This window comes from Pseudomonas abietaniphila (genome assembly GCF_039697315.1).
GTDB classification, from domain to species: domain Bacteria; phylum Pseudomonadota; class Gammaproteobacteria; order Pseudomonadales; family Pseudomonadaceae; genus Aquipseudomonas; species Aquipseudomonas abietaniphila_B.
Window position 1 is genome coordinate 2,347,984 of the sequence record NZ_CP155619.1, and the last position, 20,663, is coordinate 2,368,646.

At 58.5% G+C, this 20,663-nt stretch carries 14 protein-coding genes; 6 read left to right on the top strand and 8 right to left on the bottom strand.

The genetic code is table 11. The features are described from left to right. Positions 1 to 57 precede the first annotated feature (57 nt). On the bottom strand, positions 58 to 2,004 hold the full coding sequence (gene lapD, locus ABDX87_RS10355; RefSeq protein ID WP_346832779.1) for a cyclic di-GMP receptor LapD: 1,947 nt from the start codon (positions 2,002 to 2,004) through the stop codon (positions 58 to 60). A gap of 8 nt (positions 2,005 to 2,012) precedes the next feature. Further along, the gene (gene lapG, locus ABDX87_RS10360; RefSeq protein WP_431061225.1) at positions 2,013 to 2,708 is read right to left on the bottom strand and encodes a cysteine protease LapG; all 696 of its coding nucleotides are present in this window, start codon (positions 2,706 to 2,708) and stop codon (positions 2,013 to 2,015) included. A gap of 233 nt (positions 2,709 to 2,941) precedes the next feature. Between lapG and rfbC the strand changes: the two genes are divergently transcribed. Continuing rightward, positions 2,942 to 3,487, top strand: a complete 546-nt coding sequence (rfbC, locus tag ABDX87_RS10365; protein WP_346832781.1) for a dTDP-4-dehydrorhamnose 3,5-epimerase — start codon at positions 2,942 to 2,944, stop codon at positions 3,485 to 3,487. Positions 3,488 to 3,551: 64 nt separating this feature from the next. Here the strand turns inward: rfbC and rfbA are convergent, their stop codons facing one another. From rfbA to rfbB, 3 genes are read right to left on the bottom strand one after another with little or no spacing between them, the layout of a single operon-like run. Then, positions 3,552 to 4,445, bottom strand: coding sequence for a glucose-1-phosphate thymidylyltransferase RfbA (gene rfbA, locus ABDX87_RS10370; protein ID WP_346832782.1), 894 nt, complete (start codon positions 4,443 to 4,445; stop codon positions 3,552 to 3,554). After that, entirely contained in the window at positions 4,442 to 5,347 is a 906-nt protein-coding gene (gene rfbD / locus ABDX87_RS10375) for a dTDP-4-dehydrorhamnose reductase (RefSeq protein ID WP_346832783.1), read from the bottom strand. The genes rfbA and rfbD overlap by 4 nt, the downstream gene beginning before the upstream one ends. Then, positions 5,344 to 6,420: a dTDP-glucose 4,6-dehydratase gene (rfbB, locus tag ABDX87_RS10380; RefSeq protein ID WP_346832784.1), complete on the bottom strand. Its 1,077-nt coding sequence runs from the start codon at positions 6,418 to 6,420 to the stop codon at positions 5,344 to 5,346. Before rfbB ends, rfbD begins: the two co-directional genes overlap by 4 nt. 304 nt (positions 6,421 to 6,724) lie before the next feature. Between rfbB and ABDX87_RS10385 the strand changes: the two genes are divergently transcribed. Continuing rightward, positions 6,725 to 7,885 carry a glycosyltransferase family 4 protein gene (locus ABDX87_RS10385; protein ID WP_346832785.1) on the top strand — a complete coding sequence of 387 codons (1,161 nt, stop codon included), beginning with the start codon at positions 6,725 to 6,727 and terminating at the stop codon, positions 7,883 to 7,885. Between the two features lie 14 nt (positions 7,886 to 7,899). Here ABDX87_RS10385 and ABDX87_RS10390 read toward each other — a convergent pair whose 3' ends face one another. From ABDX87_RS10390 to ABDX87_RS10400, 3 genes are read right to left on the bottom strand one after another with little or no spacing between them, the layout of a single operon-like run. Further along, positions 7,900 to 9,291: a TolC family outer membrane protein gene (locus ABDX87_RS10390; protein ID WP_346832786.1), complete on the bottom strand. Its 1,392-nt coding sequence runs from the start codon at positions 9,289 to 9,291 to the stop codon at positions 7,900 to 7,902. Next, a complete protein-coding gene (locus ABDX87_RS10395; protein WP_346832787.1) occupies positions 9,288 to 10,613 on the bottom strand; it encodes an HlyD family type I secretion periplasmic adaptor subunit in 1,326 nt (441 codons plus the stop codon). Before ABDX87_RS10395 ends, ABDX87_RS10390 begins: the two co-directional genes overlap by 4 nt. A gap of 14 nt (positions 10,614 to 10,627) precedes the next feature. Further along, positions 10,628 to 12,391, bottom strand: a complete 1,764-nt coding sequence (locus ABDX87_RS10400) for a type I secretion system permease/ATPase (RefSeq protein ID WP_346832788.1) — start codon at positions 12,389 to 12,391, stop codon at positions 10,628 to 10,630. Between the two features lie 981 nt (positions 12,392 to 13,372). Here ABDX87_RS10400 and ABDX87_RS10405 point away from each other — a divergent pair. The 4 genes from ABDX87_RS10405 to ABDX87_RS10420 all read left to right on the top strand — a co-directional run bounded on the left by ABDX87_RS10405 (position 13,373) and on the right by ABDX87_RS10420 (position 20,644). Further along, positions 13,373 to 14,194, top strand: coding sequence for a hypothetical protein (locus tag ABDX87_RS10405; RefSeq protein WP_346833487.1), 822 nt, complete (start codon positions 13,373 to 13,375; stop codon positions 14,192 to 14,194). Positions 14,195 to 14,213: 19 nt separating this feature from the next. Next, positions 14,214 to 15,623 (top strand): DUF4214 domain-containing protein, encoded by a 1,410-nt coding sequence (locus ABDX87_RS10410; RefSeq protein ID WP_346832789.1) that lies wholly within the window; start codon positions 14,214 to 14,216, stop codon positions 15,621 to 15,623. 147 nt (positions 15,624 to 15,770) lie between these two features. Further along, complete coding sequence (locus tag ABDX87_RS10415; protein WP_346832790.1) at positions 15,771 to 18,251, top strand: glycosyltransferase family 2 protein; 2,481 nt, start codon at positions 15,771 to 15,773, stop codon at positions 18,249 to 18,251. Beyond that, on the top strand, positions 18,251 to 20,644 hold the full coding sequence (locus ABDX87_RS10420) for a glycosyltransferase family 2 protein (RefSeq protein ID WP_346832791.1): 2,394 nt from the start codon (positions 18,251 to 18,253) through the stop codon (positions 20,642 to 20,644). Before ABDX87_RS10415 ends, ABDX87_RS10420 begins: the two co-directional genes overlap by 1 nt. Positions 20,645 to 20,663: the final 19 nt, after the last annotated feature.

Sequence of the window (20,663 nt, forward strand, 5' to 3'; positions counted from 1 at the left end):
CGCTGGCAAGCCAAGCTCCCACGGCCTGAGGCCAGAATCAAAAACCGGCAGAACGAATCACTTCCACGGCGCCGGCTCGCCGATCAACTGCCCCTGCACTCCTTCAATCCCCATCTCCGCAATCACCTGGCGTTCGCCCTCGGTTTCCACACGTTCGGCGATCAGCGGCAGGTCGATGCTGTGCGCCGCGCGCTGCACCGCTTCGATGAACAGACGCTTGTGGCTCTCTTCGTCGATGGCGCGGATGTAGCTGCCGTCGATCTTCAAATAAGCCAGGCCCAGATGCGCCAGGTTGCCGATCATGCTGAAACGCCCGCCGAACCGTTGCAGCGCCAGCGTAAAGCCAGCTTCTTGCAAACGACGAGTCAACTTTTCCAGCACCGCCTGCTCAGGCAACTGTTCCTCACCGATTTCGAAGGTCAAACGACCCGCCAGTTTCGGATGCTGACGCAGGGCATCGAACACCTGACTCAACGCTCCCGCATCGTTCAGCGTTGCCGCGGAAAGGTTGAACGCCAGCGATTCGTCATGGGTATGAAGGTGCGCCAGCACCAGTTTGAGCATCAGCAAATCCAGCCGGCTCGACCAGCCGAAGCGCTCGACCCAGCGCAGGAAGCGCCCCGCCGCAATGGCCTCGCCCTGCTCGTTGACCAGTCGCGACAGCACCTTGTAGTGCAGCACCCGGCCGGTATTGCCTGTTTCGACCACCGGCTGGAAGAACAGCTCGAAGCCGCCGGTGGTCAGCGCTTGATCCAGCACCCGACGCCAGGTGTGTTCATCGTCACCGGTGCTCTTGACCGCGCCATCCTCGACGCAACTCCAGGTTTGTTCGCCCTGTGTTTCGGCCTGGGAAAGCGCCTGATCCGCGAGGCCCAGCAAGCTCAGCGGGGCGTCACCCGGGGCATAAGGCGCCAAGCCCATGTGAGCCACTGGAGAAACATCGCAAGCGCCCGTTTCGCCCAATGCACGCAGCGCCTGTTCCAGATCGCGCGCCAGCTCGAGCGCTTCATCCCGATCCATTCCCGGCGCCAGCACCGCGAACTCACCGCCCCGTGAGCGACTGATGAGATTTCGGGTTTCAGGGTATTTATCGCAGTGCTTGAGCAGCAGTTGCGCGACCGCGATCAACAACGCATCGGTGCGCTTGCCGCCCAGACGCAGGTTCAGCCCCGCCAGGTCCTGCACACGCAACAGCAAGAGGTAACCGGATCGCTCCTCTTCCTGATGACTCACGTGCGCCTTGAGCTGCATGTCGAAATAACGGCGGTTGGACAAACCGGTCAGGCTGTCGTGGTACGACTCACGACGCAGCTTCTCGCTGCGCTCCGTGCTTTCCTGAAACAACGCCTTCAGCTTCTCGACCATCTGGTTCATCGCCTGAACGACCCGACGCAGCTCCGGCGTGCGTGGCAGATCGGTGATGGTAGTGAACTCCCGGCGACCGATGGCATGAGACTGCGCCACCATGTCATCCAGCGGACGCAACCGACGCTTGAGCAGCAAAGCGCCCAGCACCGCACTCACTACGCCACACGCCAGCAACCAGCCCAGACTGCCCAGCGCGCTCTGCCACAACTTCGCCAGCGCGAACATCGGATGGCTCACCACCTCGACCCGCGCGGTCTGCTGCCAGCCCTTGCTGACAATCGCCTCACCGCCCGCCGGCTCCAGGCCGATCGCGTTGATGAACCACTGCGGCACGCCCTGATTGTCCGGCGTCGCACTGCGCTCCACGATCACCGCATCCGTGGCCAGATCCACCACACGAATGCTGGCGTAATAACCGCTGTCGAAAATCGACGTGACCATCAGCTCGACCATTGCCGGGTCGTCGATATTGGCGGTCAGCGACAACGCCAGCGACGTCGCTGCATCCTGGGCATGAGAGCGCAACTGGTTCACGTACTGCGCACGCGAGCTTTCCAGACTGACAACAAAGCTGCCCGCAAACGCGACCACCAGAAACAGACAGATAGCGATCAACAGCTGTTTGAACAGAGACATCAGTACTCCTAATTCGCAGGCTCGGCCGGGAAGCCTTCGGCGTTCATTTTCTTCAGCACGTCCAGCCACCGGGACAGACGCTTGGTATCGCCCACTTTTTTATTGCCTTGCGCGCCCGGCAGCCACAGACCTTCAGCGTTGAAGGCATAGACCGGCAACAGATCCTGTCGCTCGCTGGCGGGTTTGATTTCATTGATAAGGCTGTCGAGGACCAACGGCATCGCGTTCGGGCTCGAATAATAGGTCAGCACCATGTGCGCCCGGTTCAGGCGCAGCGCCTTGACGTACGTGATCAGCAGCTTGTCGCTGGGAACGCCCAGACGGCGCAGGCTGAAATATTTGGCGATGGCGTAGTCTTCACAGTCGCCTGCGCCCTTGATCAGCGATTCGATCGGCGTCGCCCAATAATCGACCTCGTGCCACAGGTCGATGTCTTCTTCATAGCGCATCTGCTTGTTGAAGAACTGGTTAACCACCGTCAGCTTGTCCAGCTCGCTGATCTGCTTCTCGGTCGAAAGCAGATTCTGCCACGCATCAATCCGCTGCTTCCCCGCCCCCAACGGCCCATACAGCGCCTCGGCCCGACGACTGATCAGGGAAAAGTCCCAATCGGCATTCAGATAGCTCGCACACGCCGTGCACGTCAGTGCAAGCGCCAGAAGCAACCAAAACCCAGGGCGCTTATGAGCTGAACGTACTGCCAATTCGTCTAGTCCATCAGGCAAACGGATAACCGGAAAGCGATGGTGACGGGTTGGGCGGGGAAAGACAATGGCGTGATGAGATCATAAGACCGTCGACCGGCCGTGAGGGCTGACGCGTACAGCATTCACCGTTAAAGTACGGCCCCGGTTCCGCTTGAATCCGGCGCGCCGACGTTTAACGGCACAGATTTTTTTCCGACAGCGCTCTTCTTTAATTTCAGAGATAACCCGACATGCAGGCAACTCCCCTCGCCATCCCGGACGTGATTGTGTTTGAACCCCGAGTCTTCGGCGACGACCGTGGATTTTTCTTCGAGAGCTTCAATCACAAGGTCTTTGAAGAAGTGGTCGGGCGGCCCGTACGGTTTCTTCAAGACAACCACTCCCGCTCTGCGAAAGGCGTGCTGCGCGGATTGCATTACCAGATCAAGCAACCGCAAGGAAAACTGGTGCGCGTCACTAGCGGAGAGGTGTTCGACGTCGCCGTCGATCTGCGTAAAAGCTCAGCGACTTTCGGCCAATGGGTAGGTCTGGTTCTCAGTGCAGAGAACAAAAAACAGCTGTGGATTCCTGAAGGCTTCGCTCACGGATTCGTGGTGCTGTCGGAACATGCGGAATTTCTGTACAAGACCACCGACTACTGGGCACCAGAGCACGAACGGAGCCTGGCATGGAACGACGTCTCCGTCGGCATCGACTGGCCAGTGGACCAGCAGCCTGTGCTATCGGCAAAGGACCAAAAAGCCGTCCGCTTCGAAGTCGCCGAAACATTCGACTGAAACGCAAAGGGGATCGGCAATTCGACGCCGATCCCCCTCTTGCTGCGGCAATGACGCTTGGGCGTTACCCGTGCTGTGCAGGCTTCAGCAGCCCCAGCAAATACTGACCGTAGCCGGTCTTCTTGAGCTTTTCAGCTTGGGAAGCCACTTGATCCGCGGTGATCCAGCCATTGGTGTAGGCGATTTCCTCCAGACACGCGACTTTCCAGCCTTGGCGCTGCTCGATGGTGTGCACGAAGTGGCTCGCCTCAAGCAAGGACTCGTGGGTGCCCGTGTCGAGCCAGGCAAATCCACGGCCCAGCATTTCCACATTCAGTGTTTGCTGCTGGAGGTAAGCACGGTTGACGTCTGTGATTTCAAGCTCGCCCCGCTCGGACGGCTTGATGCTCTTCGCGATTTCGACGACCTGGTTGTCGTAGAAGTACAGACCCGTGACCGCGTAGCTGGACTTGGGCTGTGCCGGTTTTTCTTCAATGCTCAGCGCGCGCCCGCTTTCATCGAACTCCACCACGCCGAAACGCTCGGGATCGGAGACGTGATAGCCGAACACCGTCGCGCCGGACGCTTGCTGGCTGGCGGAGCGCAATTTGTCCGAGAAGTGCTGGCCGTAAAAAATGTTATCCCCGAGGATCAGACAGCAGGGGTCATTGCCGATGAACGATTCGCCGATGATGAATGCCTGAGCCAGACCGTCCGGGCTGGGTTGCTCAGCGTACGTCAGCTCGATGCCGTACTGACTGCCGTCGCCCAGGAGTTTGCGGAAAGACGGCAGATCCTCTGGCGTCGAAATAATCAGAATCTCGCGCATCCCCGCCAGCATGAGCACCGACAAAGGATAAAAAATCATCGGTTTGTCATAGATGGGCAGCATTTGTTTGGAGACACCCAGAGTGATCGGGTGCAGACGCGTTCCCGAGCCGCCCGCCAGAATGATTCCCTTACGGTTAGTCGTATTCATTTGTTCAAAGCTTCCATGAGCATTCGGGTTACACCACGTTGCCAATCCGGCAAGTGCAGAGAAAAGGAATCGCGAAGCTTTTCCGTGTTGAGCCGTGAGTTCAGCGGACGGCTTGCCGGTGTCGGGTATTCGGTGGTTGCGATCGGGTTGACGGCTTCCACCGCGAGCAACTCGCCATGGGCGCGGGCAAAGTCGATGACAAATTTCGCGTACGCGTGCCACGAGGTTTCCCCCATTGGCGCCAGATGATAAATGCCACCGAGCCCGGGTTTGACCACGGCCTGTTGAAGGGCTGCCACCGCTACATCGGCCAGAAGTTCAGCGCCAGTCGGTGCGCCGATCTGATCGGCAATGACGTTCAGTGATGGCCGATCTTTTGCCAATCGCAGCATGGTCTTGGCGAAATTGTTTCCGCGCGCCGCATAGACCCAGCTGGTGCGGAAGATCAGGTGCTTGCAGCCTGAGGCTTCAATCATCCGCTCGCCTTCCAGCTTCGTGGTGCCGTAGTAGTTGACCGGGGCGACGGTGTCGGTTTCTTTCCAAGGCGTCGTGCCACTGCCGTCGAACACGTAATCGGTGGAGTAATGCACCAGCCATGCGCCCAGACGCACGGCCTCCTCAGCCATCACCTGACACGCCAACGCGTTGACCGTTCGAGCGAGGTCGCGCTCACTCTCGGCCTTGTCGACGGCCGTGTAAGCGGCTGCGTTGACGATGACATCCGGACCGACGCTGCGGATCGTTTCGCGCAGTCCGGCGAGATCGGACAGGTCACCGGCAAGGCTTCCATAAGCGGTTGCCACGGGATGGCGATCAAGCGCTACGACTTCTCCCAGCACGCTCAAAGCACGTTGCAGCTCCCAACCCACCTGACCGTTTTTTCCGAGCAGGAGAATCTTCATGCGTTGTCAGTGCGCGCGGCGTAGTTCTTGTCGATCCACTGCTGATAGCTGCCGCTTTTGACATGCGCGACCCACTCGGGATTGTCGAGGTACCACTGCACGGTTTTCCGGATGGCCGACTCGAACGTTTCTTCCGGCGCCCAGCCCAGCTCGCGCTGGATCTTGCTGGCATCAATCGCATAGCGCAGATCGTGACCAGGGCGATCCGTCACGTAAGTGAGCAAATCAGCATGAGGACGATAGGGAGAATCAGGACGCAGTTCATCCAGCAACGCGCAGACCGTGCGGACCACTTCGATGTTCTGCTTCTCATTGTGGCCGCCGATGTTATAGGTCTCCCCCACCTCACCCTCGGTCACGACTCTGTACAGCGCCCGCGCATGGTCTTCTACATACAGCCAGTCGCGCACCTGATCGCCTTTTCCGTAAATCGGCAGAGGTTTGCCTTCCAGCGCATTGAGAATGACCAGCGGAATCAGCTTCTCTGGAAAGTGGAAAGGACCGTAGTTGTTCGAGCAGTTGGTCACGACGGTCGGGAGGCCATAGGTACGGGCCCAGGCCCGAACAAGATGGTCCGAACTCGCCTTGCTCGCCGAGTACGGTGAGCTTGGCTGGTAAGGCGTCGTTTCCGTGAACAGGTCTTCCGGCCCTTCCAGATCGCCATACACTTCGTCAGTGGAGATGTGATGGAAACGGAACGCCGCTTTGCGCTCTTCGTCCAGGGACACCCAGTAACTGCGGGTGGCCTCCAACAGCACATAAGTCCCGATAATATTCGTCTGAATGAAGTCGGAAGGACCGCTGATGGAGCGATCGACGTGAGACTCGGCCGCCAGGTGCATCACCGCATCAGGCTGATGCTCGCGAAACACCCGGTCGAGCGCTTCGCGGTTACAGATGTCCACATGCTCGAAGGCATATCGCTCGTCCTGATCAATCGTTTCTAACGACTCGAGGTTTCCCGCGTACGTCAGCTTGTCGACATTGACGACAGCATTCGGGGTACTGGAAATGATGTGACGCACGACTGCCGAGCCGATAAAGCCAGCGCCGCCGGTTACTAAAATCTTCACGCGAATTATCTACCTTGATCTGCCAGCAGCGCTCTTTATAGAGGCCGCTTTCATTTGCGTCAGGCCGGACATGCAGCTTCCAACATTGAATGAGGCGGCGCCAGACAACATGGCCAGAGGCCGCCAACCCGGGAAGAGCATACAAGCTCTGCAAAACCGATCAAAGATGAATCTCAGCGAAGCGACGTAATGGCCGCCACATTATTTGATCGACGGGTAACAACTGAATAAATGCTCACGAATCCGACTCATGATAGGCTCGCGCCCTTATTTGACGATGCACCCGGTTAGATTGAGAACACGTATGGATATTGGCTTGAGCTGCACAGTCTGGGCGGGATGCGAACGCGCCGGGCATCTGGACGGGATTGGGGTTTACACCCGCTCTCTCTGGCAAGCGATGGAAAACCTCAAGCAAAGCGAAGCGAAGGACATCACCGTCAAGCCCTATGCGTTTGGTAGAAATTTGCCTCAGTTGGCGTGCGGAACTCCAAAAACGTTGTCGGAGCAGTTTCGCGTTCAAGTGCTGTTAAGCGGTGTGCTTAATCGTCCGCTGCCCAACTCAGCCGACATTCGGCGCGATGTCCGTATCTTTCATGCCACTGACCACCAGATACCGAACATTGCCGGTGTTCCGGTTGTAGCGACAGTGATGGACGCCATTCCCTTGATTCATCCGGAGTGGATCAGGCAAAACCTCAAAAGCCTGAAAAGCTGGCTCTTCGCCAAGAGTGTTCAAAAGGCTGATCACCTGATAACGATCTCCGAATACAGCAAGCTGGACCTGATGGAGTATCTGGGCGTCGCGCCTCAAAACATCAGCGTGACCCCACTGGGCGTTGACCCTGTCTACTTCGAACGGGTCCCGCTCGATACGCGCGACGCGGTGTTGAGGAAATACAACCTGGATCCGGGATTCTTTCTGTTTGTCGGAACTCTGCAACCGCGCAAGAACCTTCCGACGGTGTTGAAGGCATTCAACGCGCTGCCGGATGCCGTTCGCAAGGCGCATCCTCTAATTATCGTGGGCCGCGATGGATGGGCGAACGAAGACCTGCTGCCTGAGCTCAGACGACTGGAAGACAGAGGTGAGGGTCGCTGGCTCAAGTATCTGCACCAGTCCGAAGTGTTCGCACTGCTGCAAAGTGCCGGCGCGCTGGTGTTCGCTTCACTGTATGAGGGCTTCGGCCTGCCGGTGGTCGAAGCATTCGCCGCGCAGTGTCCAGTGATTGCATCTAACACGACCTCGGTGCCAGAGGTCGCGGGCGACGCTGCGTGGAGTGTTGACCCCAGGAATGTCGACAACATCAGAGCGGCAATGCTGAGCGTGCTGGAGGATGCCGCATTAAGGTCTGAACGAATCCAGCTGGGCTTGCAACGGGCGCGAGAGTACACATGGCAAGCGTGCGCACGTCAGACACTGGCGGTTTACCGGGACGTGCTCACCCGTTACGAAGGCAGGTGAGCAGTAACATCGAGCTATTTGGCGCTTGAAACCTTCAGGTCTTTGAGCGCCTCCGAGTCATCCCCGCCCAGCCACACATTCACACTGGAGACGCTCTCAGCAGACAACTTGCCTGCCCAACGATTCAGGATGAAAAGGTTGGTGATGAAATCGTACTGTGACTTGAGCAGATCGCCGCGGGCCTTGAACTCGTTCTGCACCGCTGTCAGCACATCAACGGCGTTGACCACGCCATAGGTGAACGCCTTCTGCGCCGCAATGCTGGATTGCTTGGCCGAGGACAGCGCGTTCTGCCCGGCGCGAATCTTGTCGACGGCCGACTGAGCGGTCAGATACGCATTGGTGGTTTCTTTCACCACCTGCCTGCGCACACCTTCCAGGTCCTGCTCGGCTGCGTACTGATCCTCGTACAACCCACGCACCCGCGCAGAAGTCGATCCACCGCTGTAGATCGGCACCTTGAGGCCGATGGTCGCCACATAGCTGTCGCTACGGGGAGTGAGTGTGTTGTCGTAACCCACGTCACTTTGTTGCGCCCCCAGGTTAAAGGTCAAAGAGGGGTAGTGACCGCCCTTGCCTTCGCGCACTGCCGCATCGGCCGCTGCCAGATTGCTCTCATACGCTTTGAGTCTGGGATTGCTGTCCATCGCCTGAGCGATCCAGGTCTCCAACGGCAACGTGGGTGCTTCAAGCGCAATGTCGTTACGGATACGACTCAGGCGCTCATTGATGGGTCGCCCGACGATTTCCGACAACGCCTCTCGAGTCAGACGGACCTGATTGCGCGCTTCCACCTCCTGCGCCACCAGAGAGTCAACGCGCGCCTTCAGGTCGAGCATGTCGGTGATCTTTGCCATCTGCTTGGCATACATCGCATTGACCCGGTCCAGGCTGCCCTGGGTCGCACGCCGTTCAGCCACGACAAGCTCCAGAGCGTCGTCGGCAGCCAGTGCAGCAAAATACCGCTTAGCCAGATCAACTGTCGCCTCCGCCTGAGCGTCTTCGGACTGCGAGCCCTTCTGCTGCGTGACACTCTTGGCCTTCTGGTAACGCTCCCACGCCTCTTTGTTGTAGATGAACTGCGTGAGGTTCAGCGAATAGCTCTTGTTGTCGTAGATTTCCCGAGACGCATCATCCTTGCGCAGGATCCGGTTGAAGTTGCTGCTGGCCGTGACCTGAGGAAGTAAGCCGCCGAAAGCATCACGCTCTTGCTCGGCAGCGGAGCGTGCGCGCGCATAGGCAGAAAGAATGCGCGGATCCTCGAGTCTGGACTCCTTGTAAAGGGTCATCAGATCAAGGGAGTACGTCGAAGCGCTGACCTGCTGCGGGGCAACAGGCTGGGCGGCATGGGCATCAAGAACAAGCAGGCTCAGAACAAGACCGGGGATAAAACGCACTGCTGTCATTCCTCGATCATCGACTTGGCGAACATGTTGTTGGCAGGCTTCAAGAGGTACTGAAGCATGGTCCGGCTACCCGCGTTGATCAACACCTCAGCGGGCATGCCAGGTTGCAGCTTGCGATCGCCGAGCCGCTCTTTGCCCTCGTCAGTCAGCTTGACCCGAACCAGATAGTAACCTTCACCGGTCTTTTCATCGGTGAGCCGGTCAGCTGAAATGCGCGTCACCTCGCCTTGAATAACAGGCGTCGTGGCACTGTTGAACGCGCTGAAACGAATGTCCGTGTGTTTGCCCAGAGTGATCCGGTCAATGTCGTTCGTGCCGACGTGCGCTTCGACCACCAACTCCGACGACTCGGGAACAATGTCCAGCAACGGCGTTGCCGCGCTGACCACACCGCCGATGGTGTGGACCTTCATGTCCAGCACCATGCCGTCCTCCGGCGCGCGGATGACGACGCGAGAAAGTCGGTCCTTCAGCGCAGCGGCCTTCTCTTGCAGGTCGAACACCTGAGCCTGCACATCACTCAAATCCTTGGCAACTTCAGAGCTGAATTTCTGATTGAGCTGGACGATCTGCAACTCGGTTTCGTTGATCTGCAAACGGGTTTTGGTGATCGTCGACTGGTGATCGGCCACCTCGGACTTGAGCATGTCCAGCTTGCGCTCCTGCTCCAGCAAGCGCTGCTTGTCGACAAAGCCCTGGCGCAACAGGTCTTTGAGTTCAGTAATCTCGCCGCTGTAGGACTTTTCGAGATTGACCTTGGTCGCAATCATGTCGTTGAGGCCGACGATCTGTTGCTTGAGCTGACCGATACGCTCCTGCTGAACCGAAATCTCACCCAGACGGGCGACATGACGCGACTTGAAAACCTGCGCTTCACCATTGATGGCCTCGCGCGCGCGGTCACTTTCCTCCCCCTTGATGACCAGCGGCGGGATCGACGGAAGATCGTCACGTTCCGCCCTCAAGCGCGCCTCTTTGGCCTGAGCGGTGATCAACTGGTTGCGCGTGGACTCGTACTCCGAGCTCAACTGCGAATCGTCCAGGATGATCAGCGGATCGCCCTTTTTGACGGTGTCGCCGTCACGGGCAAGAAGCTCTTTGACGATACCGCCCTCCAGGTGCTGCACCGTCTTTCGATAGCTCTGCACCGTCACGAAGCCGTTGCCGTACACCGCATTGCCCAGCGGAGCGAAAGCGGCCCAGGTGCCGAACAGACCGAAGGTCACCAGTACAATCGTCATCCCGATCCGACGGATACCCCGGTCGGAGGTCGGCATGTCGGAAGAATGCTCGTCGAGCACGGTCATTGCATTACTGCTCATTCATTGAATTCCTTTCAAGCGCTGGGCTGTTCTTCGCCGGTGGTCGTGGCGGCGACTCGGGGCTGAGCCTGACCCTGCGCTTTGGCTTGAGCCTTGGCCTGTTGCTGAGCCAGCTCGGCGATGACCTGGTCGCGTGCCCCGTACATGCTCAGGGTGCCCGCACTCAGTACCATCACACGGTCCAGGCGGGACAGGATGTTGGGACGGTGAGAGATGATAAACACCGTGGCACCTGTTTCCTTGATCTTCTGCAGCGCAACGCTGAGCGCGCGTTCACCGACTTCATCGAGGTTGGAGTTGGGTTCGTCGAGCACAATCAATCGAGGGCTGCCATAGACTGCGCGTGCCAGACCGATGCGCTGGCGCTGACCGCCGGAAAGGTTGACGCCTTCACTGCCGATGACCGTGTCATAACCATCCGGCAACTGCAGGATCATTTCATGAACGCCAGCGATTCGAGCGGCCAGCACCACTTGCTCGGGGTCGACCTTGGTAAACCGTGCGATGTTGTCGCTGATGCTGCCTTCGAACAGTTCGATGTCCTGAGGCAGGTACCCCAGATGCGGCCCGAGTTCGCGTTTGTCCCAGGCACTGATGTCAGCGCCGTCGAGACGTACCGTGCCGTGCTGCGGCGGCCAGATGCCGAGTAGCGCGCGGGCCAGTGTCGACTTCCCTGCCGCACTCGGCCCGACGATGCCGACGATGCTGCCTGCCGGCGCAACAAAACTCAGGTTGCGAATGACCGCAGCCTTCGCCCCTGGCGGCGCAACGACGAGATTCTCGACCTGAATATGACCTTCAGGCGCCGGCAACGACATCCGCTCAGGCTCGGAGTGGAGTTTCTCCAGGGTGTCATTCAGGCGCTGGTACTGCATGCGCGCCGCGACGAAGCCTTTCCAACTGCCAATCATCTGATCGATAGGCGACAACGCCCTACCCAACAGCAATGAGCCAGCCATCATCAAGCCCGGATTGATCTCGTGGGTGATCACCAGGTACGCACCGGCCGCCAGCATCATCGACTGGGCCCAGTTGCGGAAGGTCTTGGAAATCGAGGTAAGAATACCGCCCTTGTCGCTGGCTGCCGATTGCAGGACCAATACCCGGCGCTGCCGCGTCGCCCAGCGGCCCATGAGCGTGTCGAGCATGCCCATGGATTCGATCACTTCAGCATTGCGCAGATTTTTAGTGGTCTGAAGGTTTGCCGTGATGCTCTGCTTGTTTGCTTCGGCCAACGCATTGCTGGTGTAGCGGTGGTTGAGATAGGCAAGGGCAACCAGCACGACAGCGGCGCCCACTGTCATCCAGCCGAACCATGGATGGAACAAGAACATGACGGCGGTATAAATAGGCAGCCAAGGCGCATCAAAAAAAGCAAACAACCCGCTGCCCGTCAGGAACTGCCTGAGGGATGTCAGGTCGTTGAGCGATTGCGCAGAGGCATCCATCCCTCCACTGCTAAGCGCTCGCTTGAAGCTTGCCCGATAAACGTCACGACTGAGCAACACATCCAGACGGTTGCTGATGCGGACCATGATTCTTGATCGCACCCATTCAAGAGAGCCAAGCGTCAACATCAGCACGGTCAGGATGAGGGTCAACATGATCAGCGTCGAGGTGCTGCTGCTGGGCACCACCCGCCCTGAAATCTGGATCATGTAGAACGTCGGGGCCAGCATCAGCGTGTTGACGAACAGGCTGAAGAACCCGACCGATAGGAAGCTACCTTTGCAGACCTTGAGGGCGGCTTGCAGGTTGTTTTCGTGTGAGCGACTCATGGAATCCATTACTGATGAGATAGGGCTGCGAAAGCGCGGGAGTGTATCACTGACCTTGGCCATAGACAGCATTAAAGGGCCATCAATTGGGGGGCCGTCCGGCAGATTTTCGTGAAGTTTTTTTAAGAATCAGAACTCAACAGATAACAAACGATGCGGTGCTTTACACATTTAACGAATAGTTCCGTAATTTTTTTTCCGACCCGACGAGCTTCGTTAGATCAACGTCTATATGTTGGCCAACATCATCAAGAGTTCATGAAACTGTATTGAATTCCTTGGAAGATATGGATTCACATAAATGTCTTTATCCCATGCGTAGTTGCCCTAGCCGAGCGCGCCCCAAGGCTGCGATTAAAGCGTATACCCCCTATCGATTGCAGATTTTGCAGGTGCGAGAGCCGGCAGCGGAGAAGTCGAAATGGTCAAAAAATAGGCAGCTTTCAACGACGACAACCGCCTTCAGCGTGAGCCACGGGACCGAAACACTCTGAAACACCCGTCCCAGAGCACCCCATATTGCTGACGTCAAAAAAACACGAGCGCATTGACTGAATTGCCACCCGGCAGCGGTTTTTTGCGAACGCCGGCCGCCCAGGTCAAAAATCGCCACAATACTGATTCCAGCGGCTCTCAGGCGAGTTTGAGCATGGCAACTTCCGACCCCTCGACCGCTCTTCCTGACCAGCGGCTTACACAGAACTCGGAATTCAGAGCAACATGCGAGCGCTGGTTTCCCGCGACACCGGGGGAAAATTCCTACGGGAACAATTGACATTTCGCAAAGATCAATTAATCTCCGACGACGGAATTGCCACCAGTGCGCCACTAAGTTGCGCGGTACCAGTGAAGAGTTGATCGGATCGACGAATTCCCAATCAACTGCTGTCAGCTCGGGATAAGAAGGAAACTTATTGAGTGCAGTCCCAAACATTAGACGGCCTGAAAATCACTTCCCGTGTCACGCTCCTTGAGCCCGGGATGTACATTTTTCGCTACGCCTCCCAGCCCATCGCAGAACGCAGCGTCTGCATTGCCTTGCAGCAGGCACCGCTTGGGAAAGGTGTGATTGATTTTTTCCCGGCTGAGGGTGTGTCCAAGAACATGCTCACCAAGCTGGGAGACTGCATCATCGGCCGCGTAAAAAGCGGCGTCGCGACAGTCCTCATCACCGAATACTATCTTGCCGACATGCAAGTCGATCCCGTCGACCTGCGGATCGACCGCATCGACACATCTGCGGCAATCATGCGTAACTTCATGCCAGCAAGCCCTGCTCCCGAAGCGGTGGCGTTTTCCCATACCGCTCCTACCCGCGCCGTGCTTAAGCTCACCGGGCATATCGAAAACCACGGCGATCTGTCCGTGACCGACGACTGCCTGGGAGACCAGCGCGCGAGCAGCCGCCTGGAAGGCTTCGCCATCGCCTGGGAAAACAAACCCTCCGGTGTAGACCTGGCTTACACCAGCACGATCGCGGGCGCTGGCCCCAGCCAGAAAGTGCTGACCGGAAGCTTCACCGGAGCGCGCAACAAAGGTGCTTCGCTGGTCGCAGTGGGCTTTGGCCTGACCGGTCCAGACCGCTCTCATTACGAATTGACCGGCTACGTGGTGTTCGCTGGATCAGCGCCCCAAGCCATCGTTAACGAACAAATGCTTTTTGGACCCAGCGGGACTGAACCCCTGGTTGCAATACAGCTCTCAATTACTCCCAAAACCGAGATCAACGCTCTCCGCCATAAGTCTCTCAGGGAAAAACCTGCGATTACGCAGACAGATAGCAACATAGGCCAAATGGCCTGACACATCAGGAATTAGACTCATGGCACTGCAATATGATGCACCAACCACAGCAGCAGCTCTGACCGCAGAACTGGAAAGCAACCCAGCAATCTCCGCTACCACCCTGGCAGCCATCAGCTCCCTGCTGAACCTGGATGCAGCGGGCACTCAAGTGTCGGTAGCTTCTTACAACGCCATTACCGGTCAAGTGGATGGCCAAGACGGCGTGACCCCAGACGTCGTGACTATCTCGACTGACGCTACTATCACTGCTCGCGCTATCGCCACGCCTCAAGTCGACGTCAACCTGACTCCAGTTGCCGACGCTTCCGTTTTCATCATCAGCGGCGATCAGGGCGTTAACGCTACCCTGAACACCGTTGCAGGTTCGGACAAAGTCATCGTTGGCGGTAATGGTAACGACACCATCACTGTGACCGGCGACGCTAACGTCACCGTTGAAGGCGGCGACGGTAACGACGTCATTACCACTGCAGGCGGCAACGACACCGTCATCGGCGGCATCGGCGTTAACTTCATCTCCACTGGTGCAGGCAACGACACCATCATCACCGGTGCTGGCATTGCCAACACTATCGATGCTGGCGATGGTTTCGACACCGTTCAGATCGGTGGCGCACGTGCTGACTTCCAGATCTCGCAGTCCGGTTCGACTCTGGTCCTGAACGGCGACGATCAGACCACCAGCGTTACCCACGCTGAATTCCTGAGCTTCACCGATGGCGCTACCGTTGCTATCGCTGACAACGCTGAAGATGCTGCAGTCCTGCGTCTGTACGAAGGCCTGCTGGGTCGCGACGCTGACCAAGGCGGCGCTGAGTTCTTCACCACTGCTCACGCTAACGGTGCAACCACTACTCAGCTGGCTGAGATCTTCGTCAACTCGGCAGAGTACAAAGATGTCGTCGTCGACAGCTATATCGACGATCTGTACAACACTCTGCTGGGTCGCACCGGTGGTGCTGATCAAGCGGGTCAGGACTTCTGGTCCAATGCCGTAGCCAATGGCTTGAGCCTGGGCGACTTGGCAGCTCAACTGTCTAACTCGACCGAAGGTCAAACTGCGACCGCCACCGATTCCGCGTTCGTGCAAGGCCTATACGAAGTTGCACTGGGTCGTAATGCAGACACAGGTGGTCTGGACTTCTGGGTTAACGCCCTGTCCAACGGCAGCAGCCGTGCAGACATCGCTTCGGACATCATCAACTCGAACGAAGCGGCTAGCCACTCTAACCTTGAGTTCGTGAACTCGCTGTACACCAACGCTTTGGGTCGTGACAACGACGCGAACGACATCAGCGGCAAAGCCTTCTGGCTGACCGCGCTGGACAACGGTGTATCGCAAGCACAAGTCGCCATCGAAATCGTTGGTTCGGCCGATGCACAAGCTCACATCACCAACGTTGTAGTGGTCCCAGGTTCGGTTTAATCGACCGTTTCTGAACCAGCCCGATCACCTCCAGCCGCAAGGCTGGGGGTTTTCAAAAAGGGGCTCCCTCGCGGGCGCCCCTCTTTATTTATCTGCGAACCACCCATGGCCACTTCTATTCAACCCAACCTTGAGCCGGGAACGCTCATGGATCGATTTCACCTTGCCCGGCAAGCCGGCGAGCTGGAACAGGCCATTTTTTTTCTGAACAAAGCGCTGCACACGCCCGAATACCGCGCTGAAGCCCTGATCTGGAAGGGCATAGACGCGATGCAGCAACAACAGCCTCAGGACGCATTTCTGTACCTGAGCACCGCCGCAGCTGCACTGCCCCAACGCTCGGACATCCAGGCGCTGACCGGTCGCGTTGTCGCTAGCCTCGGCAAACCGGAGCTCGCCACCCGACTGCTCACGTCGGCCTGGAAACTGAATCCTGCCGACAGCGTTCTGCGCTCAATGCTGTGGCAGTTACGCAGCCAGACAGAACGACCGGACACCCTGCGACGTTCACTTCTCTCAAGGCTTCCAGAGATTACCGCCCCCCAAGAGCTTCAACTGGTGGTCGGGCTGCTGAAGAAACAACCCGGCGCTCCCCTGCTGCTTGGCGTCAGCCGATACGATGCCGAACGCCGTGAAGTCTCTGGCTGGGCCCTCAACCTGCGCTCACCTGGCAGCCACGTCGAAGTGTGCATTGCCTCAGGGGCGACCCAGTACGTTTGCACAGCTGAACACGCCGATCCTTTGCTGACGCAAGCGGGTCTGGCCTCAGACCAGGGCGCATTCCGCGTGCAGATCAAGGACCCGGCGCCCACGCTGCATGTCCGCTTTGAAGATGGCACGCCGCTCATCGGCAGTCCGCTGTCCAACCTTCCGACCTTCGTTGCGCCTCTGCCTGTTGGCAAACAGGCGGGACGCCAGGAACCGGTCGATGTACTCGTTCCCGTGTATGACGGGCTGGAAGAGACCCTTGAATGCCTCAACAGCGTCCTTGGCAGCCGAGCATTAAACCGCACGGCCCACCGTCTGGTGGTGCTCGACGATGCAACGCCCAACCCGGCGCTGCGCCGCGCGCTGGCTGAGCTTGCGGCCAAAGGCGACATCGTGCATATCGAGCAGAACATCAACCTGGGCTTTATTCGAAACGTTAACCGGGGCATGGCGCTCAACCCGGAACGAGACGTGGTGTGGCTCAATGCCGACACCCGTGTACACGGCAACTGGCTCGATCGGCTGCGGGCAGTGGCGTACAGCGCCAAAGACATTGCGTCGGTGACACCTTTCACCAATAACGGTGAGCTGATGAGCTTCCCGGTCAGCCGTGTCAGCCATACGATGCCCACGGCCGAACAACAGGCGGTGCTGGACGAACTTGCCCTCGCCATCGACAGCCCGGCTGTTGAGATCGAGACCGGTTGCGGCTTTTGTCTGTACATCAAACGTCAGGCCATCGACGCGACTGGATATCTGGATGAAATACACCTGTTGCGCGGCTACGGCGAAGAAACCGACTGGTGCCTCAGAGCACGCGCGCTCGGATGGCGTCATATGGGCGCACCGAATGTCTTCGTTGCCCACCAAGGGGGCGTCTCCTTCGGTGAAGAAAAAGTCCTGCGCGTGGCCCATAACAACGCCATTCTGGAACGGCGCTATCCGACGGCTTCCGCCCGGTATCAACATTTCTGCCTGCGGGATCCGCTCAAGCCGTCCCGTGACGCGCTCCAACGCGGCAGACTGGCACAACTGGCCACTGAAATGGCGCAATCCTTGGCCAGCGCGAAGGCGATGCAGGCGTTCAGACAGCTGCAGGTCTGCTCCGGCGCAGCCTTCAAGACCCCGCTGAGCCTGCACTGGAAACAGGAAGGCGCGCGTACCCTAGTCACGCTGCATGCCGACCTGAAGCCATTGCCTTTGACCCTTGAATACCAGTTGCCGGACGAGGCTGGGCGCATGATCGACGACCTGAAGACACTCAGCCTCGACGAGGTCGTGTACCGGCAACTGACGGCGTGCCCTGCAGACTTGCTGGACCTGGCAGCGAAGCTTGAAAAACCCTACCGCATCGTTTGCCGGGACGACGAGTTGCTCAAGCCCGCGCCCTCACGCGACTGGGCGGCATTTGCCAACCAGGCCACAAGCCTCCATGTGCCGTGGAAGGCGCTGCGCAAGCCTTACGCAGAGGCGTTTCCGGGCACCGCGATTGTCATTGATCGCAACACGCTCAAACCTGCTCGTCCAGACAAACGGACTCCACGGGTGCTGATGATTGCCGACGAACTGAGCAATGCTGATCTCGCCCGCCGATGGATCGAACTGGGACGGCGCATCACGCGAGACCAGCTCAAGCTCACACTGCTCGCGCAGGGTGACAGCCCTTGGCTCAAAACACTGCTGGCAACTGGCGCAGTTCATGCTTTGCCTCAAGTCCAGGGACTTGAGCCTGCCGACTGCGCGTCACTCGCTGGCTGCACAGGTGCGCTGAGCCTCGAGGCCAACCCCGGCGCCAGCTGGAAAGCGCCCGCCATGGCGGCATCGCTGGGCGTGCCGTTGTACGCAGTGCCTGGAGCGATCAGTCAGGAGGCGGGAGCCTTCTCGACGAAACTACTTCCCTTTTCTCTGAGCCAGGTCTGATGTCAGAAGAAGTCCTAACGAAGCCTGCCAACAGCAGCCAGATCAGCGTGACCCCCTTGCGCGGAGCGATAACCGGTCTTTACGGCGATGTCCTGCAAGGATGGGCGCTGGACCTGTCCAGACCGAGCGAGCGTCTGGTTATTGAGGTCATGGTGGATGGCGCTTGCGTCAGCCTGGTGCGCGCCGATCATTTCGAGCCAAACGCCGACAGTGGCGACCAGTTCCATGGCTTTGGCGTGCAGCTCAGGCACTCGTGGCTTGAGGGGGCCCAACACATCAGTGCTCGCGTGGCCAATCAGGACTTCACCCTGGCAGGCGACCTCAAGATGCCGCCGCCGCCGCCCAAAGTGCCGGCGGCGATCGCCTCGCAAGTCTGGCATAGCGGCGGCCTGCGACTCAGTGGCTGGTCGTTCGACCCGGACGCACAGCATCGCCATGTTCAGGTCACCGTCCGCGAAAACGACCGCGTGATCGCCCAAGCCTCCTGCGACACCCATCATCAAGCGTTGGTGTATCGCTCGACGAGCGACCATGGATTCACGATTGACCTGCCTTGGGAGCTGGCAGACGGCAAGCCGCACACCTTGCACATAGAAAACGACATGGGCCACCCGCTTTCCGGCAGCCCGATCAAATTGTGCTGCTGGCCGGAAGGTCTGGAAGGGCTGTTCAAACTCCATGACCAGCAGGGGCCCGACGAGCAGACGCTTGCGCTGCTAACCGAAGTGGCCAAAGAGCAGACGCTGCGCTTCCCCAAAAGCGCAGGTTTTCACCATTACCCACAATGGTTCGAGGTTTTCCAGCACACCCCGGTGCGCAACCCGGCACCGCAAAAGACCAAGGTGGGCCTGTTACTGCTCAGTGAGGGCGACATGACGCTGGAAGGCGTCACACTCGCCAGCCTGCGCGGTAACAAGGCGACGCTGCGCAAGATTGTCAGAACGACGCCCGACGATCTTTTGCCCGCGCTCAAAGAATTACTGGAAGCAGACTGTGACAGCATCGTCCCCATCAAAGCAGGTGACCATCTGGCGAGCCAGGCGCTGGATCACCTGACCGGGTTGCTGGATGACAATATCGCCTGGGGCTATGCAGACTGCGACCGCGACGGCCCGCACGGCGAGCGCCAATTGCCCTGGCTGAAGCCGGTATGGGATCTGGACCTGTTCATCGGTGCCGACCTCTTCACCCCCGGTGCAATTTTCAGCGCGGACATTATCCAGGCCGCTCTGTCCTTGCTCGCGCCTGCCAACGACCTGCAATCACTGAACTGGGATTTCTTTGTTGCCGGCATCGCGCTCGCAACGGAAAAGCTTCAGGCAACCGTCGTACACTTGCCTCAGGTCGTTTACCACCGTGATCACCGAGCGCCGGCCAGTCCGGAACACGCCTGGCCATCGATGGACCGTCATCAAGCGATTGCCTGGCTTTGCCAGAGCCTCGTGCCCGGCGCAACGGTCAGGGCGTTGCCACACTTCCCGGCACTGCTTCGCGCACACTGGCCGCTTCCCCTCACCCTGCCCCGCGTCAGCCTGATTGTGCCGACCCGCGATCAGGTCGGCTTGCTGCGTACGTGCATCGAAGGGCTGCTGAACACGGATTACCCACACCTCGAAATCATCGTTGTGGATAACCAGTCAACCGATCCGGAGACCCTGGAGTACCTCCAGTACCTGCCGACGCAAGGCGTGAAAGTGCTGCCGCACCCGCACCCGTTCAACTATTCGACCATCAACAACCGAGCCGTTGAGCATGCCTCCGGCGAGATCATTGGTCTGGTCAACAACGACATCGAAATCATCGAAACCCACTGGCTGAAAGAAATGCTCAGCCAGCTGCTGCGCGACAATGTCGGCGCGGTCGGAGCCAAGCTGCTATGGCCTAACCGCATGGTCCAGCACGGCGGGGTCGTGGTCGGGATCAACGGGCTGGCGGCCCATGCCGGGAATAACCTGGAAGAACACGACGCGGGGTACCTGGCGACCAACCAGCTCACCCGTCGCCAAAGCGCAGTGACCGCCGCGTGTCTGCTTATGCGTAAATCAGTTTTTGAAGCGCTCGGCGGTCTCGACGAAAAAGCCTTCCCAGTAGCGTTCAATGATGTCGACCTGTGCTTGAGAATCCAGCAATCGGGACTGCACCTGGTCTGGACGGCGTTCGCGAAGCTGATTCACGCCGAGTCCGCGAGCCGTGGCAAAGACATCAGTGCAGAAAAACAAGCCCGAGCGCACCGAGAACAGCAGGGCTTTATCGAACGATGGTCGCTGGACGGACAGATTGACCCTTATTACCACCCAGCTCTGAGTCATGATTATTTGAGTGGGGCTTACGGCGGGTTGTCATTACCGCCGCTCGCGTCGCTCCCTAGATTTAGAAAGGTGCCTTTAAATTAGCGGTACAGGATTCGGTTTC

What these genes read in the sequence shown, in the direction of transcription:
- ABDX87_RS10385 (WP_346832785.1), top strand. Translation starts at nt 6,725, where the DNA reads ATGGATATTGGCTTGAGCTGCACAGTCTGGGCGGGATGCGAACGCGCC.
- rfbC (WP_346832781.1), top strand. Translation starts at nt 2,942, where the DNA reads ATGCAGGCAACTCCCCTCGCCATCCCGGACGTGATTGTGTTTGAACCC.
- ABDX87_RS10400 (WP_346832788.1), bottom strand. Translation starts at nt 12,391, where the DNA reads ATGAGTCGCTCACACGAAAACAACCTGCAAGCCGCCCTCAAGGTCTGC.
- ABDX87_RS10415 (WP_346832790.1), top strand. Translation starts at nt 15,771, where the DNA reads ATGGATCGATTTCACCTTGCCCGGCAAGCCGGCGAGCTGGAACAGGCC.
- rfbA (WP_346832782.1), bottom strand. Translation starts at nt 4,445, where the DNA reads ATGAATACGACTAACCGTAAGGGAATCATTCTGGCGGGCGGCTCGGGA.
- ABDX87_RS10395 (WP_346832787.1), bottom strand. Translation starts at nt 10,613, where the DNA reads ATGAGCAGTAATGCAATGACCGTGCTCGACGAGCATTCTTCCGACATG.
- ABDX87_RS10405 (WP_346833487.1), top strand. Translation starts at nt 13,373, where the DNA reads ATGTACATTTTTCGCTACGCCTCCCAGCCCATCGCAGAACGCAGCGTC.
- lapD (WP_346832779.1), bottom strand. Translation starts at nt 2,004, where the DNA reads ATGTCTCTGTTCAAACAGCTGTTGATCGCTATCTGTCTGTTTCTGGTG.
- ABDX87_RS10420 (WP_346832791.1), top strand. Translation starts at nt 18,251, where the DNA reads ATGTCAGAAGAAGTCCTAACGAAGCCTGCCAACAGCAGCCAGATCAGC.
- rfbD (WP_346832783.1), bottom strand. Translation starts at nt 5,347, where the DNA reads ATGAAGATTCTCCTGCTCGGAAAAAACGGTCAGGTGGGTTGGGAGCTG.
- ABDX87_RS10410 (WP_346832789.1), top strand. Translation starts at nt 14,214, where the DNA reads ATGGCACTGCAATATGATGCACCAACCACAGCAGCAGCTCTGACCGCA.
- ABDX87_RS10390 (WP_346832786.1), bottom strand. Translation starts at nt 9,291, where the DNA reads ATGACAGCAGTGCGTTTTATCCCCGGTCTTGTTCTGAGCCTGCTTGTT.